Below are 16,814 nucleotides of genomic sequence, written 5' to 3' on the forward strand. Positions count from 1 at the left end.
CGAGCTCGGTCTGGTCAGCACTCACCGCGGGCTCCTTCAGCGTGGCGCATAGGTACGGCAACCTCGTTGTGTCGGCGCGGCGTTGAGCCGCAGTTCGGCACTGGACTGGTGTTACGGATGTGGGGGCGGCAGTCGGGCGTCAAGCCTCGCGTCAGAGCAGGCGTCGGCTTGGTTGCCCGCGCCCGCGATGCCGCAGTTGGCACCGGACGATAGCAGCCCGCGCGGGGCCCGCTTATCCCGCCCCTACCCCTCACGACGGGAGCCCTGACTTCTCGCTCTGGTCGCGCTTTTCCGTATCGGGCTCGACATAGAGGATCTTCGCCTTCATGTGCGCCCGGGCCTGGGCCGCCATCCATACGACGGTGGCGACGACCAGGGATGCGGCGAACGCCTTCGGGTGGAAGGCGGTGGTGTCCTTGAACACTCCCACGAAGATCAGGAGCAGCAGGAGTTGGGCGACGTAGAGCATCAGGCCCATCGCCTGGAAGAGCTGCGGCAGCGACTTCGCCGTGCGTTGCAGAACGTAGAGACCGAGGCCCATGAAGGCGATGGCGAGGGCCGTGCCGACGACCGCTCCGAGTGCCCCCTTGCCGCCCGCGAGCACCGCACTCACGGCGGCGGCGATCGCGCCGGCGACTGCGGTGGGCACGGCGGCCTGCAGGAGGATCCGGGCGTCATTGGACGGCATGGCGGTGTCTCCGCTTGCTGGGGGTGGTGTGCAGGGGATGTGTCGTCGGGGACGAAACAGGACCCCGGGCCGAGGGGTTTCTTCGGGCCAATGGACCGTCGCACTACGGTCCTTCGGCTCTGTCCCGGGTTCTCGTGAACGGTATCACAAACTATTTAACGAGGTCTTTACCTGCCTCGTGTGCTCACCGTCACACGTGAGAACCAGTCCGCGCGTCTGCGCACTTTTCCGCCCCGACTTGTCTGGTAATGGGGCGATTTGGCACATCACCAAGACGGCAAAGAAGCACACACGAAAGAACAGCGGTCCAACGGCCGTGCCTCAGCGGCGAGTTCCGGCCCGGCGGGGATCAAGATGCCGCGAACGAGCGCCGATCGAGGTGGCTCCATTGACGCCGGTCACACCGGCGGCCACCGGTTGGCACTCCTCCGCCCCGGCCTCCCCCGCGCCTTCCGCACCGGCGTCCCCCGCATCCGCACCCCGCCCCGACGCGCGCCTGCGGTACCGCGGCGGCACCAACTGCTCGGCCCAGTACGGCGCGTGGGGCCGGAAGCGGGGCAGCAGGAGCAGCACCAGGCCGAGGGCGGAGAGCGCCACCACGGCCAGCACGATCCACATCGAGGCCGCGTTCACCGAGAAGGCCAGCGCACCGAAGGCGATCAGCGCGGACCAGAAGTACATGATCAGGACGGCGCGGCTGTGGGAGTGGCCGATCTCCAGCAGTCGGTGGTGCAGATGTCCGCGGTCCGCGGCGAACGGCGACTGTCCGCGCCAGGTGCGCCGCACGATGGCCAGCACCAGGTCGGCGGCGGGCACCGCGATGATGGTGAGCGGCAGCAGCAGCGGGATGTAGGCGGGCACCATCTGGTGCACGGTGGCCCGTTCCGAACCGGAGAAGAGGTTCATCGCGTCCGGGTCGATCTGCCCCGTGACGGAGATCGCGCCGGCCGCCAGCACCAGGCCGATCAGCATCGACCCGGAGTCCCCCATGAAGATCCGCGCGGGATGCATGTTGTGCGGCAGGAAGCCCAGGCACATGCCCATCAGAATGGCCGAGAACAGGGTGGCCGGCGCCGCCGCCTCCAGGCCGTAGCCGTACCAGATGCGGTACGCGTACATGAAGAACGCGGTGGCGGCCATGCAGACCATGCCGGAGGCCAACCCGTCCAGGCCGTCCACGAAGTTGACCGCGTTGATGGTGATCACCACCAGGGCGACCGTGAGGAGGGTGCCCTGGCCCCGGGTGAGGGCGACCAGGCCCACGCCCGGCACCGGCAGCCACAGGATGGTGAGGCCCTGCACCACCATGACGCCCGCGGCGATCATCTGCCCGCCGAGCTTGATCAGCGCGTCGATCTCGAACTTGTCGTCCAGCACCCCGATCAGCCAGATCAGCGCGGCCCCGGAGATCAGTGCCTGCGGCTCGCTTGACTGGTCGAACACCGCGTTCAGGCTGGGGAGATGGTCCGCGACCAGCAGTCCCGCGCAGAGCCCGAAGAACATCGCGATCCCGCCGAGCCGGGGGGTCGGCTCCCGGTGCACATCGCGCGCGCGGATCTCCGGCATCGCACCCGCCACGATCGCGAACTTCCGCACCGGGCCGGTCAGCAGGTACGTCACCGCGGCCGTGATGCAGAGTGTCAGCAGGTATTCACGCACGGGCTTCCCCACAGATCTCGCTGGCCATCTCAGCCCCACACCCTAGCGGGCGTATCGACAAGGACTTCCCGGGCGGCCCGGATGGTTCCACGCTCCGCGGCGGGCCCGCGTCAGCCGGTGACCGGGTACGGCGGGAAACCGTCGGTGAGTTCGCGGACCGCGCTCCGGCCCCGCCCGGCGTCCAGGCGGCCGGCCAGCAGCCCGGCGATCAGCTCCGCGATCCGGTCCATCTCCGCCTCCCCCATGCCCTGGGTGGTGACGGCCGCCGTGCCCAGGCGCAGGCCGCGGGCGTCGCCGGGGGCGAGGGCGCAGCAGTCGAGGATGACGCCGGCGGCGGCGAGCCGGCCGCGGGCGGTGCGGCCCTCCACGCCGAGCGGCGCCGGGTCGCAGACCAGGAGGTGGGTGTCGGTGCCGCCGGTGGAGATGCGCAGCCCGTGCCGGGCGAGCGCGGCGGCCAGCGCCCGTGCGTTGGCGACGACCCGGTGCGCGTACGCGCCGAAGGCGGGGGTGGCGGCCTCGGCGAAGGCGACGGCCTTGGCGGCGATGGTGTGCATCTGCGCGCCGCCCTGGGTGAAGGGGAAGACGGCCCGGTCGACGCGTTCGGCCAGTTCCGCCCGGCACAGCAGCAGACCGCCGCGCGGTCCCCGCAGCACCTTGTGGGTGGTGGCGCACACCACGTCCGCGTAGGGCACCGGGTCGGGTGCCGCTCCCCCGGCGACGAGTCCGATGGGGTGGGCGGCGTCCGCGATGAGCCGGGCTCCGACCTCGTCGGCGATGTCCCGGAAGAGGGCGTGGTCGAGGTGGCGGGGGTAGGCGATGGAGCCGCAGACGATGGCCGCGGGGCGGTGGGCGCGGGCCAGGGCGCGGACCTGGTCGTGGTCGACGAGCCCGGTGGCCGGGTCGAGGCCGTAGCCGACGAAGTCGTACCAGTGGCCGGAGACGTTGGCCGGGGAGCCGTGGGTGAGGTGGCCGCCGTAGGGGAGGCCCATGGCGAGCACGGTGTCCCCGGGGCGCAGCAGTGCGGCGTAGGCGGCCAGGACGGCGGAGGAGCCCGAGTGCGGCTGGACGTTGGCGTGTTCGGCGCCGAAGAGGGCGCGGGCGCGGTCGGCGGCGGCCCGCTCGGCGAGGTCGGCGAACTCGCAGCCGCCGTGGTGCCGGGCGCCCGGGTAGCCCTCGGCGTACTTGTTGGCGAGCGGGGAGGCGAGGGCGGCGAGTACCGCGGGCGAGGTGAAGTTCTCGGCGGCGATCAACTGGAGGCTGTGCGCCTGCCGGTCGCGTTCCGCGTCGAGGATTCCGGCCAGTTCGGGGTCCTGCCGGTGCAGCAGGTCCGGGTCCGGGCCGGCGGGTGGCGGGGTGTCTGCGGGGGCGTGGGTGAGCGACATGCCGGTCTCCGGACCTCGGGGGATCGCTGCCACCCAATGTAGAGCGGGATCGGGGGCGGCGCGCGGCCGTCGCCGGCGGGGAGCGGCAGGGAGCGGCGGGAATCCCCAGGCGGTGCCCGCGGGCGCTACGGCAGGGGGCGGCCCGGCCGGGACGGGATGCCGGTGAGGGCGGTCAGCACCGGGTCGAGGGCCTGGTGGATCTCGTCGCCGACGGACCGGAAGAAGGTGAGCGGCGCCCCGTACGGGTCGTAGACCTCGTCGGCCTCCACGTTCGGCGCCAGCAGCCAGCCGCGGAGCGCGGCGGCGGCCCGCACCAGGGCGCGGGCGCGTTCCACCACCCCGTCGGCGCCGTCCGGGTCCGGCAGGGTCGCCGGGTCGATGGCGCGTACCAGCCGGGTGAACTCCTTGAGGGTGAAGGTGCGCAGGCCCGCGGAGTGCCCCATGGAGATGACCTGGGCGCGGTGGTCGCGGGTCGCGGTGAGCACCAGGTCGGCGCGGATGACGTGCTCGTCCAGCAGCTCCCGGCCGGTGAATCCGGCGGCGTCGGCGCCGAAGTCGGCGAGCACGGTCTCGGCGTGCGCCTCCATCGGGGCGCCTTCGTGGCCCCAGGTGCCGGCGCTCTCCACCAGCATCCCCGACGGCCCGCCGAGGCGGCCCGCCAGGGCGTGCCGGGTCAGCCGCTCGGTGATGGGCGAGCGGCACACGTTGCCGGTGCTGACGTGGAGGATCCTGAAGGTGTCGCCGGTCCCGGCGGCGTTTCCTATGCCACGCCCCTCAGGGGCCGTCAATTGGCCACCTCAAGGTCGGGTACGACCTTGCGGAGCTCGTCGGCACCGAGGGCCCCGGCCCGCAGCAGTACCGGCACCGGACCGGTGACGTCGACGATGGACGACGGCTCGATACCGGGGGTGGGCCCGCCGTCGAGGTAGACGGAGACGGAGTCGCCGAGCATCTGCTGGGCGGCGTCGCAGTCCTCCGGTGCGGGGTGGCCGGAGAGGTTGGCGGAGGAGACGGCCATCGGGCCGACCTCGGTGAGGAGTTCGATCGCCACCGGGTGCAGCGGCATCCGTACCGCGACGGTGCCTCGGGTCTCGCCGAGGTCCCACTGGAGGGACGGCTGGTGCCGGGCGACGAGGGTGAGCGCGCCGGGCCAGAAGGCGTCCACGAGTTCCCAGGCCGGCTCGGAGAAGTCGGTGACCAGGCCGTGCAGGGTGTTCGGGGAGCCGATGAGGACAGGGCTGGGCATACCGCGGCCGCGGCCCTTGGCCTCCAGCAGGTCGCCGACGGCTTCGGTGCTGAACGCGTCGGCGCCGATGCCGTAGACGGTGTCGGTGGGCAGCACGACCAGTTCGCCGCGGCGGACGGCGGCGGCGGCCTCGCGCAGCCCGGTGGTGCGGTCGGTCGCGTCATTGGTGTCGTAGCGCCGTGCCATCAGCGGGCCTCCTGGTACACGTACGGATCGGGGGTGAAGGGTGGCGGGTTGCGCGGGTCGCGCGGGTCGCGGGTGGGGCGGCGCGTCACGGGAGGGCCTTGCGGGCGGTGGCGAAGCGCGGCCGGTTGTTGAGGTCGGGGTGGTCGGCGGCGTCCGCCCAGCCGGCCTCCTCGCTGAAGATCCACGGCACCTGCCCGCCCTGGGTGTCGGCGTGCTCGACCACGACGACACCGCCGGGGCGCAGCAGCCGGTGGGCGGTGCGCTCGATACCGCGGATGGTGTCGAGGCCGTCCTCGCCGGAGAAGAGCGCCAGCTCCGGATCGTGGTCGCGGGCCTCGGGCGCCACGTACTCCCACTCGGTGAGCGGGATGTACGGCGGGTTGGAGATCACCAGGTCGACCTGGCCGTCGAGTTGGGGCAGGGCGGTGAAGGCGTTGCCCTGGTGGACGCGGACGCGGGAGCCCTCGGCGTTGCGCCGGGTCCACACCAGGGCCTCGGGGGACAGCTCCACGGCGTGCACCCGGGAGCGGGGCACCTCCTGCGCCATGGCGAGCGCGATGGCCCCGGAGCCGGCGCACAGGTCGACCACCAGGGGCTCCACCACGTCCATCGCGCGGACCGCCGCTATGGCCCAGTCGACGACCGACTCGGTCTCCGGCCGGGGTACGAACACCCCTGGTCCGACGTGGAGTTCGAGGTAGCGGAAGTAGGCGAGGCCGGTGATGTGCTGGAGCGGTTCGCGGGCCTCGCGGCGGGCGACCGCCTCCCAGTAGCGGGCGTCGAAGTCGGTGTCCTGGACGGTGTGCAGCTCACCGCGCTTCACCCCGTGCACATACGCGGCCAGTTCCTCCGCGTCGTTGCGCGGGGAGGGCACACCGGCGTCGGCGAGGCGCCGGGTGGCCTGGGCGACCTCCGCGAGCAGCACACTGCGGGGGCTCTGGGGGCGCTCCCCGGGCTGTTGCGGCACGCTGTTCCTCCGGCGATCTCAACGGGACGGGCTGGCGGGGCGGACGGGACGGGACGGACGGGCGGGAGTGGCCGGCGGGGCTCAGGCGGCGGCGAGCTTGGCGGCCGAGTCGGCGTCCACACAGGCCTGGATGACCGCGTCCAGCTCACCGTCGAGGACCTGGTCCAGGTTGTACGCCTTGAAGCCGACGCGGTGGTCGGAGAGGCGGTTCTCCGGGAAGTTGTAGGTGCGGATCTTCTCCGAGCGGTCCACGGTGCGCACCTGGCTGCGGCGGGCGTCGGCGGCCTTGCTCTCGGCCTCCTCCTGCGCGGCGGCCAGCAGCCGGGAACGCAGGATGCGCAGCGCCTGCTCCTTGTTCTGCAACTGGCTCTTCTCGTTCTGGCAGGAGGCGACGACCCCGGTCGGCAGGTGGGTGATGCGGACCGCGGAGTCGGTGGTGTTGACGGACTGGCCGCCGGGCCCGGACGAGCGGTACACGTCGATCCGCAGGTCGTTGGGGTTGATCTCGACGTCGATCTCCTCCGCCTCGGGCGTCACCAGGACCCCGGCCGCGGAGGTGTGGATACGGCCCTGGGACTCGGTGGCCGGCACCCGCTGCACCCGGTGCACCCCGCCCTCGTACTTGAGGCGGGCCCATACGCCCTGGCCGGGCTCCGGGCTCTGGCCGCCCTTGGTCTTCACGGCGACCTGGACGTCCTTGTAGCCGCCCAGCTCGGACTCGGTGGAGTCGATGATCTCGGTCTTCCAGCCGACGCGCTCCGCGTAGCGCAGATACATCCGCAGCAGGTCGCCGGCGAAGAGCGCGGACTCGTCGCCGCCGGCTCCCGCCTTGATCTCCAGGATGACGTCCTTGTCGTCGCTGGGGTCGCGCGGCACCAGCAGCAGCCGGAGCTGTTCGGTCAACTCCTCGCGCCGCTGCTCCAGTTCCTTCACCTCGGCCGCGAACTCCGGGTCGTCGGCGGCGAGTTCACGAGCGGTCTCGATGTCCTCCCCGGTGCCGCGCCAGGTGCGGTACGCGGTGACGATCGGGGTCAGCTCGGCGTAGCGCTTGTTGAGCTTGCGCGCGTTGGCCTGGTCGGCGTGGACCGCGGGGTCGGCGAGCTGCTTCTCCAGATCGGCGTGCTCGCCGATCAGTTCCTCGACCGCCTCGAACATCTCCGGCTCCTGAACTTCTGTGACTGACGGTGGCCGGTGCGCGACCGGCCGGGTGGACGACCAAAAACGCCGGTCCCGGTCCGTCCCCGGCGGGGGACGGCCGAGGACCGGCGCGGTCGGCTCGCTACTTCTTGGAGCCGGCAGCCTTGCCGAAGCGGGCCTCGAAGCGGGCCACACGGCCACCGGTGTCGAGGATCTTCTGCTTGCCCGTGTAGAACGGGTGGCACTCGGAGCAGACCTCGGCGCGGACGGTGCCGCTCTCGATGGTGCTGCGGGTCGTGAACGAGGCGCCGCAGGTGCAGCTCACCTGCGTCTCGACGTACTGGGGGTGGATGTCGCGCTTCAAGGTGTCTCCTATGTTCCGGGAGGGTGCCGGGTCGCCGCCGCGGGATGCGGGGGCGTGAACCGGGACCGGCGGACCAGTCTGCCAGGACCGGCCGTATCTCCCAAAACCGGGTCGGGGGCCCGGGTATTCCCTCTGGTCAGCACGGGCCGGGACGGGGATGGCCGAGGGCGGATCAGCGGCCGCCGACCACACGCCCGGCGTCGCCCTTGTCGCCCGCCGAGTCGCGTACCGCGGAGGCGGGGATGGGCTTGTCGGCCTTGAGCGCGGACCACACCTGGGCGTCGGCGCGGGCCAGCGGCAGGACGCGGTTGGCGTCGGCCGGGTCGTAGCGCACCGGCAGGGTCACCATGGTCATGTCCTGGCCGCCGATGTCCTTGAGGCTGCCCGCGAATCCGGCCAGTTGTTTGACGGAGTCCAGGTCGGAGTCGGTGGTGACGGCACTGGTGGCGGTGTCGGCCAGGTCGTACAGCTTCTTCGGGTTGCTGATCACGCCGACCTGCTTGACCTGGTTCAGCAGGGCCTTGACGAAGGCCTGCTGGAGCTGGATGCGGCCCAGGTCGCTGCCGTCGCCGACGCCGTGCCGGGTGCGGACCAGGCCGAGGGCCTGCTCACCGTCGAGCCGGTGCGCCCCGGGCGCCAGCCGCAGATGGCTCTTGGGGTCGTGTATGGCCCGGCTGGTGGTGACGTCCACGCCGCCGAGGGTGTCGACCAGCTTCTTGAATCCGGTGAAGTCGACCTCGACGTAGTGGTCCATGCGGATACCGGAGAGCGACTCGACGGTCTTCACCGCGCAGGCCGGACCGCCCACCGCGTAGGCCGAGTTGAACATCTGCTGCCGGGCGGCCGGCACCGGCCTGCCGTGCTTGTCGGTGCACTCGGGGCGGGTGACGAGGGTGTCCCGCGGTATCGACACCACACTGGCCTTCTTATGGCCCTTGGCGATGTGCACCACCATCGCGGTGTCGGAGCGCGCCCCGTCCTGCCCGTGCCCGTACGCGGCGTTGGCACCGGAGCGCGAGTCGGAGCCGAGGACCAGGATGTCCATGGAGCCGTTGTCCACGTTCCGCGGCCGGTCGCGGCCGAGTGCGGCGTTGATGTCCACGCCGTTGATGTTGCCGTTGAGCTTGAAGTAGACGTAGCCGAGGCCGGCGCCGCCGAGGACGACGAGTCCTGCGGCGGCCCAGGCGGTGACGAGGACCGCCTTGCTCCGCCTGCCGCGGGGCCTGCCTCGGCGGCCCTTCGCACGGGGGCGCGGGCTGCCGGTCTCGGGCGTGCTCTCGTCGTCGGGCATGTGCTCCTCAAGTCCTCGTCGGGTCGGGGTACCCCCTGCTGCCGGGGCCAGTCACGCTCCGGCCCCGCGCCCCGGAGGTGGGACGTGACGGCCGCCCTGAAGGGTTGCACAATGCACCGGGTCGTCCCGGTATCCACCCGCGTACACACAGTGGCCCGGCCCGCGTCGGCTGACGCCGGCTTCCCCCGCGACCTGGCGTTTTCACCGGCGCCGCGGCCCGGGCCCCGAGACCTCGGCGACTACAAGCCTGTGGTCAACGTCTCCCGGCGGCCGCACGCACGGCAGCCCCCGTCGGACGACGGGGGCTGCCGGACTGCCTCGGTACGGCGTCAGTCGTTGCCGTTGCCCGGGGTGGGCGTGGTCTTCTGGATCTGGAGCAGGAACTCCGCGTTGGACTTGGTCTGCTTCATCTTGTCCAGCAGCAGCTCGATCGCCTGCTGCTGGTCGAGGGCGTGCAGCACCCGGCGCAGCTTCCAGACGACGTTCAGCTCGTCGCCGCCCATCAGGATCTCTTCCTTACGGGTGCTGGACGCGTCCACGTCCACCGCGGGGAAGATGCGCTTGTCGGCGAGCTTCCGGTCGAGCTTCAGCTCCATGTTGCCGGTGCCCTTGAACTCCTCGAAGATCACCTCGTCCATCCGCGAGCCGGTCTCCACCAGCGCGGTGGCCAGGATGGTCAGCGAGCCGCCGTCCTCGATGTTGCGCGCGGCACCGAAGAAGCGCTTCGGCGGGTAGAGCGCGGTCGAGTCGACACCACCGGACAGGATGCGCCCGGAGGCCGGCGCCGCCAGGTTGTACGCACGGCCGAGACGGGTGATGGAGTCCAGCAGGACCACCACGTCGTGTCCCAGCTCCACCAGCCGCTTGGCCCGCTCGATGGCCAACTCGGCGACGGTGGTGTGGTCTTCGGCGGGACGGTCGAAGGTCGAGGAGATGACCTCGCCCTTCACCGACCGCTGCATGTCGGTGACTTCCTCCGGACGCTCGTCGACGAGGACGACCATCAGGTGGCACTCGGGGTTGTTGTGCGTGATGGCGTTGGCGATCGCCTGCATGATCATGGTCTTGCCGGTCTTCGGCGGCGCCACGATCAGACCGCGCTGCCCCTTGCCGATGGGCGAGACCAGGTCGATGATCCGGGTCGTCAGCACACCCGGGTCCGTCTCCAGGCGCATCCGGTCCTGCGGGTACAGCGGCGTCAGCTTGTTGAACTCCGGCCGCCCGCGCCCGTGTTCGGGCGCCATGCCGTTGACGGAGTCGAGGCGGACCAGCGCGTTGAACTTCTCCCGGCGCTCCCCCTCCTTGGGCTGGCGCACCGCACCGGTGAGGTGGTCGCCCTTGCGCAGACCGTTCTTACGGACCTGGGCCAGCGAGACGTACACGTCGTTCGGGCCGGGCAGGTAGCCGGAGGTGCGGATGAAGGCGTAGTTGTCCAGGATGTCCAGGATGCCCGCGACGGGGATCAGGACGTCGTCGTCGGAGATCTGCGGCTCGCCGACCTCGTCACGGCCGCGGCGGCCCCGGCGGTCCCGGTACCGGCCGCGCCGGCCGCGGCGCCCACCGGCGTCGTCGTCGAAACCGTCGTCCTGGCGGCTGCCTCCGCCGCCCTGCCCGCCCTGCTGGCGCTGCTGGTTGCCGCCGTCGTGCTTCTGGCCGTGCTGCTCGTCGCCCTTGCGGCGGTCGCGGTCACGGTCCCGGCCCCGGCCGCGGTCCCGGCGGTTCTGCCGGCCGTCGCCGTGCTCGCCACCGTCGTGCTTCTGGCCCTGGCCGCCGTCCTGCCCCTCGGCCTTCTCCCCGGCCTTCTCCGCCTTGTCGGAACGCTCGGCGCGCTCGGTCCGGGAATCGGCCTTCTGGTCGGGGCTGCCGGCCTCGGCGGTGGCGCGGCGGCGACGGCGATCGCCGCCGGCCTGCTCGTCGCCGGCGCCCTGGCCGGGGATGTCGATCTGCTCCTGCGTGGCGGCCGGTTCGGCCTTGGCCTCGGGTGCCTTCTCCGCGGCCTTCTCGGCCTTGGCGGCGCCCTCGTCGCCGGTGCGGGTCCGCGAGGTGGTGCGGCGCTTGGGCTTGGTCTCGGTGTCCGCGGGCGCGGCGGCGCCCGACTGGGCCTGCGCCTCCTTGATGACCTCGATCAACTGGCTCTTGCGCATCCGGGCGGTGCCCCTGATGCCGAGCCCGGAGGCGACCTGCTGCAGTTCGGCCAGCACCATGCCCTCAAGGCCGGTGCCACGGCGGCGCCTCGTCCCGCCGGACGCACCGGCGGCAGGCGCGGCGGAGGCGTCCGTGGCGGAGGCGGCAGCATTGTCGACCGTGCTGTCGGCGCTCACGCCCATCAGATCGGTGGTGTCGCTCACGAAGGGTCCTTCCCTGGAGCGGACGTCGGCCTGTCTGGCTCGGCGACCGGTTGTGCTGTCCGGCGATGGTCCTTGCTTGGGTGGACCGGCCGGGGCGGTGGTCCGCCACAGCGGGCGGAAGAGATAACTGGTGCTGGCGTGTCCCCAAGACGTGCCACGGATCGTTCTGTGTCACGCGGCTCGGTCACGCCTGTTCCGGAGCGTGCTCATGGTGCCGTTCTATGCGGAGCAAGAAACGGCTCGGGAGGCTCCCGGAAGGATGTCTGTCCCGGACTGGGACACGAAGCACCTCGCCATGCTGGGGTCGGGTGCAGACTTGAGGTTAACACTACCGGATCCAACAAACATTCCCCCTCTCGTCATCCGGTAACCCGGCGGCTACTCGGCGGCGGGCGGCGCGAGCGGCAGCACGCTCGTACCGCCGGTGTCCAGCGGCAGCCGGTTCGCCGCCCAGCCCGCACCGGCCAGCAGCGCCACCTTGTCCGCCTCGTCCGCGCTGGTCAGCGCCAGTACGGTCGGTCCGGCGCCGGAGATCACCGCGGGCACCCCGTCGCCCCGCAGCCGCTCCACCAGTGCGGTGCTCTGCGGCATGGCGGGGGCGCGGTACTCCTGGTGGAGCCGGTCCTCGGTGGCGGGCAGCAGCAGTTCGGGGCGCCGGGTCAGGGCCTCCACGAGCAGTGCGGCCCGGCCCGCGTTGGCCGCGGCGTCCACATGCGGGACGCTGCGCGGCAGCAGTCCGCGGGCGGTCTCGGTAAGCACCGGCTTCGACGGGACGAAAACCACCGGAACGACGGAATCGGCGGGCTCCATCCTGATCGCGCGGGCCGCGCCGCCGTCCATCCAGGACAGCGTGAACCCGCCGAGGAGGCAGGCCGCGACATTGTCCGGGTGGCCCTCGATCTCGGTGGCCAGCTCCAGCAGCGCGGTGTCGTCGAGGCGGGCGTCGCCCCCTATGGTCACCGCACGGGCGGCGACGATCCCTGCGCAGATCGCGGCGGAGGAGGAACCCAGGCCGCGGCCGTGCGGGATGCGGTTGGCGCAGACGACCTCAAGTCCGCGGGGCTGCCCGCCGAGCAGGTCGAAGGCGGTCCGCAAGGACCGTACGAGCAGGTGCTGTTCGTCGCGGGGAAGGGTGTCGCCGCCCTCGCCCGCGATGTCGATGTGCAGGCCGGAATCGGCGACCCGGACCACGACGTCGTCGTAGAGCCCCAGCGACAGGCCGAGGGCGTCGAAGCCGGGGCCGAGGTTGGCGCTGGTGGCGGGGGTGCGCACCCGGACGGCGGCGGCGCGGAACGCGGGACCGGCCATCGCTCGTGGACTCTCCTTGGGCTGCTGGATCGTTGCGCGGTCTCCGCGCGTTGCGGAGGCCTCGCGTGATCTTCGGTGGGCGAGCTGTCTGTCTGCCGGATGTCTCTGTACGTGTCTGGTGTCTTGTGGCGGCTGTCCGTGAGTGGGACCTCTGGGGTCCTGGGCCCCGGCGCGGCGCGCGGGGCCACGGGGACAGCGCTGCACCGCGGCAGGTGCGGTGAGCGGATTGCGTACAGCCTATCGAAGGATGCTTCGGTGGCGACACAGGGCGCACGGGAGGCGCACGGTGCGTGTCGGAAGCCCCTCGTGCACCCCCCACGCTGCTTGTACCGGCTTGCCCGGCTTTGCGGTTGCGAGGGCCGTTGCGTCAGGCGAGGCCGAGGTGCTCCGCGGCGGACACCGCGTCGACCGGGACCGTCATCGGCTGCGGCGCGCCGGCCACCGCCCAGTCCGGGTCCTTGAGGCCGTTGCCGGTGACGGTGCAGACGATGCGCTGGCCGCGGTCCACCTTGCCCTGCTCTGCGGCCTTCAGCAGACCGGCGACCGAAGCGGCCGAGGCCGGCTCCACGAACACACCTTCCCGGGACGCCAACAGCTTGTAGGCGCGCAGGATTTCACGGTCCGTCACCTCGTCGATGAAGCCGCCCGACTCCTGCTGCGCGGCGAGCGCGAACTGCCAGGAGGCGGGGTTGCCGATGCGAATCGCGGTGGCGATCGTCGACGGGTCCTTGACCACCTCGCCGCGCACGATGGGCGCCGAACCGGAGGCCTGGAAGCCCCACATCCGCGGCGTGGAACCGGCCGGCCCGTCCGCCTCGTACTCGCGGTACCCCTTCCAGTACGCGGTGATGTTGCCCGCGTTGCCGACCGGCAGGACGTGGATGTCGGGGGCGGTGCCGAGAGCGTCGACGATCTCGAAGGCGGCGGTCTTCTGGCCCTCGATACGTACCGGGTTGACCGAATTGACCAGTGCCACCGGGTAGTTCTCGGAGAGGGCGCGGGCCAGCGTGAGGCAGTCGTCGAAGTTGCCCTCGACCTGGAGGATCTTCGCGCCGTGCACCAGGGCCTGGCCCATCTTGCCGAGTGCGATCTTGCCCTGCGGCACCAGCACCGCGCTGACCATGCCGGCCCGTACCGCGTAGGCGGCGGCGGAGGCCGAAGTGTTGCCGGTGGAGGCGCAGATGACGGCCTGGGCGCCCTCCTCCTTGGCCTTGGTGATGGCCATCGTCATCCCGCGGTCCTTGAAGGAACCGGTCGGGTTGGCGCCCTCCACCTTGAGGTGGACCTCGCAGCCGGTGCGCTCGGAGAGCACCTGGGCCGGCACGAGCGGCGTGCCGCCCTCGCGCAGCGTGACGACCTCGGTGGTGTCGGAGACCGGCAGCCGGTCCCGGTACTCCTCGATGATTCCGCGCCACTGATGGGTCATTGCTGGTTACTCTCCTTCAACCCGCATCATGCTGGCGACACCGCGCACGGTGTCGAGGTCGCGCAGCGCTGCGACGGTGCCGGTGAGGGCGGCGTCGGTGGCGCGATGGGTGACGACGACGAGCGAGGCCTCGCCCGAACCGTCCTGCCGTACCTGCTGGCGCACCGTGTCGATGGACACGCTGTGCTCGGCGAAGACCGTCGCCACCTGGGCGAGGACACCCGGTTTGTCGGCCACGTCGAGGCTGATGTGGTAGCGGGTGACGACCTCGCCCATCGGGGAGACGGGGAGCCGGGTGTAGGCGGACTCGCCCGGTCCGGTGGCCTCTCCGAGCTTGTTCCGGCAGACGGCCACCAGGTCGCCGAGGACCGCGGACGCCGTCGGCGCACCGCCCGCCCCCGGCCCGTAGAACATCAACTGCCCGGCCGCCTCCGACTCCACGAACACCGCGTTGTACGCCTCCCGTACGGAGGCCAGCGGGTGGCTCAGCGGGATCATCGCGGGATGCACCCGGGCGGTCACCGAGCCGCCGTCCGCGGCCCGTTCGCAGATCGCGAGCAGCTTGATGGTGCAGCCCATCTCCTTCGCGGACGCGAAGTCGGCGGCGGTCACCTCGGTCATGCCCTCGCGGTACACATCGTCCAGGCGGACCCGGGTGTGGAAGGCGATCCCGGCCAGGATCGCGGCCTTGGCGGCGGCGTCGAAGCCCTCCACATCGGCCGTGGGATCGGCCTCCGCGTAGCCGAGCGCGGTGGCCTCGTCCAGGGCCTCCTGGTAGCCGGCGCCGGTGGTGTCCATCTTGTCGAGGATGAAGTTGGTGGTGCCGTTGACGATGCCCAGCACGCGGTTGACCTTGTCGCCGGCGAGGGACTCGCGCAGCGGACGGATCAGCGGGATGGCGCCGGCGACGGCCGCCTCGTAGTACAGGTCCCGGCCGTGCTCCTCGGCGGCGGCGTGCAGGGCGGCGCCGTCCTGCGCCAGCAGCGCCTTGTTGGCGGAGACCACGGAGGCGCCGTGCTTGAAGGCGGTGGTGATGAGCGAACGGGCCGGCTCGATCCCGCCGATGACCTCCACCACCACATCGATGTCGCCGCGTTTGACCAGGGCGGTGGCGTCGGTGGTGATCAGCGCCGGGTCGACGCCCTCACGCACCCGCGACGGGCGGCGGACCGCGACCCCCGCCAGCTCCAGCGGCGCCCCGACCCGTGCCGCGAGGTCCTCGGCGTGCGTCGTCATGATGCGCGCCACCTCGGAGCCGACGACCCCACAGCCCAGCAGCGCCACCTTCAGCGGACGCGTACGCATCATCCGACCTCGCTTCTCGTACTTCTACGGTTGGTCCAGTCTCACTCACCGGACGGAGGATTCTTCGCCCCGTCCGGATCCTGAGATGTCGATTTCAACTATCCGAGGTCGAGACGCAGGAGATCCTCCTCCGTCTCCCGCCGGACGATCACCCGCGCCTCGCCGTCCTTCACGGCGACGACCGGCGGGCGAAGCGCGTGGTTGTAGTTGCTGGCCATGGAACGGCAGTAGGCGCCGGTCGCCGGCACCGCGATCAGGTCGCCCGCCGCCAGGTCCGAGGGCAGGAAGGCGTCCTTCACCACGATGTCCCCGCTCTCGCAGTGCTTGCCGACCACCCGGCACAGCATCGGCTCCGCCTCCGAGGCCCGCGAGGCCAGCGCCACCGAGTACTCGGCGTCGTACAGCGCGGTCCTGATGTTGTCCGACATACCGCCGTCCACCGACACATAGGTACGCAAGCCCTCCAACGGCTTGACCGTACCCACCTCGTAGAGCGTGAACGTCGTCGGGCCGACGATCGCGCGGCCCGGCTCCACCGAGATCCGCGGGGTGCGCAGCCTCGCCGCGAGGCACTCCCGGCCGACGATCTCGCCCAGCGCCTTGGCGATCTCCTGCGGCTCCCGCGGATCGTCGTCCGCGATGTACGCGATGCCGAGGCCGCCGCCGAGGTCGATCTCGGGCAGCTCCACCCCGTGCTCGTCCCGCACCTGGGCGAGCAGCGAGACCACCCGGCGGGCCGCCACCTCGAAGCCCGCCATGTCGAAGATCTGCGAGCCGATGTGCGAGTGCACACCGAGCAGTTCGAGGCTGTCCTGGGCCAGCGCCCGCCGTACCGCCTCCGCCGCCTGCCCGTCCGCGAGGGCGATACCGAACTTCTGGTCCTCGTGCGCGGTGGCGATGAACTCATGGGTGTGCGCCTCCACCCCCACCGTCACCCGGATCTGCACCCGCTGCCGCCGCCCGAGGCGCCGCGCCGTCCCGGCGACCCGCTCGATCTCCTGGAAGGAGTCGAGCACGATCCGCCCCACCCCGGACTCCACGGCCCGCTCGATCTCCGCCGCCGACTTGTTGTTGCCGTGCAGCGCGATCCGCTCCGCGGGCATCCCCGCGGCCAGTGCCGTCGCCAGCTCCCCGCCCGAGCACACATCGAGGTTGATGCCCTCCTCGTGCAGCCAGCGGACCACCGCCCGGGACAGGAACGCCTTGCCCGCGTAGAAGACGTCCGCGCCCGGCCCGAAGGCACCACGCCAGTCGTGCACCCGGGCCCGGAAGTCCGACTCGTCCATGAAGTACGCGGGGGTGCCGAACTCCTCGGCCAGCCGCGTCACCGGCACCCCGCCGACGGTCAGCACCCCGTCCTCGCCGCGGCGCACGGTACTGGCCCAGACCTTGGGCTCCAGGGTGTTCAGGTCGGCGGGCGGAGCGAAGTAGTGCCCCTCGGGCAGCACATCGGCGTGACGGGGCCCGGCGGGGTGTGCGGAACGGCTCATGGTGTGACTCTCTCGTA

Annotated in this window: 14 protein-coding genes; all 14 read right to left on the bottom strand. The window is 71.7% G+C overall.

Annotated elements, in window-relative coordinates; translation table 11 throughout:
* Positions 1–250: 250 nt before the first annotated feature.
* Positions 251–688 (bottom strand): hypothetical protein, encoded by a 438-nt coding sequence (locus ACFVST_RS14415; RefSeq protein ID WP_390150518.1) that lies wholly within the window; start codon positions 686–688, stop codon positions 251–253.
* 321 nt (positions 689–1,009) lie between these two features.
* Positions 1,010–2,347, bottom strand: coding sequence for an MraY family glycosyltransferase (locus ACFVST_RS14420; RefSeq protein WP_390150521.1), 1,338 nt, complete (start codon positions 2,345–2,347; stop codon positions 1,010–1,012).
* Between the two features lie 110 nt (positions 2,348–2,457).
* Positions 2,458–3,729, bottom strand: coding sequence for a serine hydroxymethyltransferase (gene glyA / locus ACFVST_RS14425; RefSeq protein WP_390150524.1), 1,272 nt, complete (start codon positions 3,727–3,729; stop codon positions 2,458–2,460).
* Between the two features lie 125 nt (positions 3,730–3,854).
* Positions 3,855–4,517, bottom strand: a complete 663-nt coding sequence (locus ACFVST_RS14430) for a protein-tyrosine-phosphatase (protein ID WP_390150527.1) — start codon at positions 4,515–4,517, stop codon at positions 3,855–3,857.
* A complete protein-coding gene (locus ACFVST_RS14435; RefSeq protein WP_390150530.1) occupies positions 4,514–5,161 on the bottom strand; it encodes an L-threonylcarbamoyladenylate synthase in 648 nt (215 codons plus the stop codon). The genes ACFVST_RS14430 and ACFVST_RS14435 overlap by 4 nt, the downstream gene beginning before the upstream one ends.
* An 85-nt stretch (positions 5,162–5,246) precedes the next feature.
* Positions 5,247–6,086 (bottom strand): peptide chain release factor N(5)-glutamine methyltransferase, encoded by an 840-nt coding sequence (gene prmC, locus ACFVST_RS14440; protein WP_390150658.1) that lies wholly within the window; start codon positions 6,084–6,086, stop codon positions 5,247–5,249.
* Positions 6,087–6,209: 123 nt separating this feature from the next.
* The gene (prfA, locus tag ACFVST_RS14445; RefSeq protein ID WP_390150533.1) at positions 6,210–7,283 is read right to left on the bottom strand and encodes a peptide chain release factor 1; all 1,074 of its coding nucleotides are present in this window, start codon (positions 7,281–7,283) and stop codon (positions 6,210–6,212) included.
* A gap of 124 nt (positions 7,284–7,407) precedes the next feature.
* The gene (rpmE, locus tag ACFVST_RS14450) at positions 7,408–7,629 is read right to left on the bottom strand and encodes a 50S ribosomal protein L31 (RefSeq protein ID WP_382685732.1); all 222 of its coding nucleotides are present in this window, start codon (positions 7,627–7,629) and stop codon (positions 7,408–7,410) included.
* A 172-nt stretch (positions 7,630–7,801) separates the two neighbouring features.
* Complete coding sequence (locus ACFVST_RS14455; protein ID WP_390150538.1) at positions 7,802–8,920, bottom strand: LCP family protein; 1,119 nt, start codon at positions 8,918–8,920, stop codon at positions 7,802–7,804.
* A 329-nt stretch (positions 8,921–9,249) separates the two neighbouring features.
* Entirely contained in the window at positions 9,250–11,268 is a 2,019-nt protein-coding gene (gene rho, locus ACFVST_RS14460) for a transcription termination factor Rho (protein WP_390150541.1), read from the bottom strand.
* A gap of 378 nt (positions 11,269–11,646) precedes the next feature.
* Complete coding sequence (thrB, locus tag ACFVST_RS14465; protein WP_390150544.1) at positions 11,647–12,576, bottom strand: homoserine kinase; 930 nt, start codon at positions 12,574–12,576, stop codon at positions 11,647–11,649.
* A gap of 367 nt (positions 12,577–12,943) precedes the next feature.
* On the bottom strand, positions 12,944–14,002 hold the full coding sequence (thrC, locus tag ACFVST_RS14470; protein ID WP_390150547.1) for a threonine synthase: 1,059 nt from the start codon (positions 14,000–14,002) through the stop codon (positions 12,944–12,946).
* Between the two features lie 6 nt (positions 14,003–14,008).
* Positions 14,009–15,310 carry a homoserine dehydrogenase gene (locus ACFVST_RS14475; RefSeq protein WP_390150549.1) on the bottom strand — a complete coding sequence of 434 codons (1,302 nt, stop codon included), beginning with the start codon at positions 15,308–15,310 and terminating at the stop codon, positions 14,009–14,011.
* A 95-nt stretch (positions 15,311–15,405) separates the two neighbouring features.
* Positions 15,406–16,797, bottom strand: a complete 1,392-nt coding sequence (gene lysA / locus ACFVST_RS14480; protein WP_390150552.1) for a diaminopimelate decarboxylase — start codon at positions 16,795–16,797, stop codon at positions 15,406–15,408.
* Positions 16,798–16,814: the final 17 nt, after the last annotated feature.

Origin of the sequence: Streptomyces sp. NPDC058045, assembly GCF_042885635.1 — a bacterium.
GTDB lineage: Bacteria > Actinomycetota > Actinomycetes > Streptomycetales > Streptomycetaceae > Streptomyces.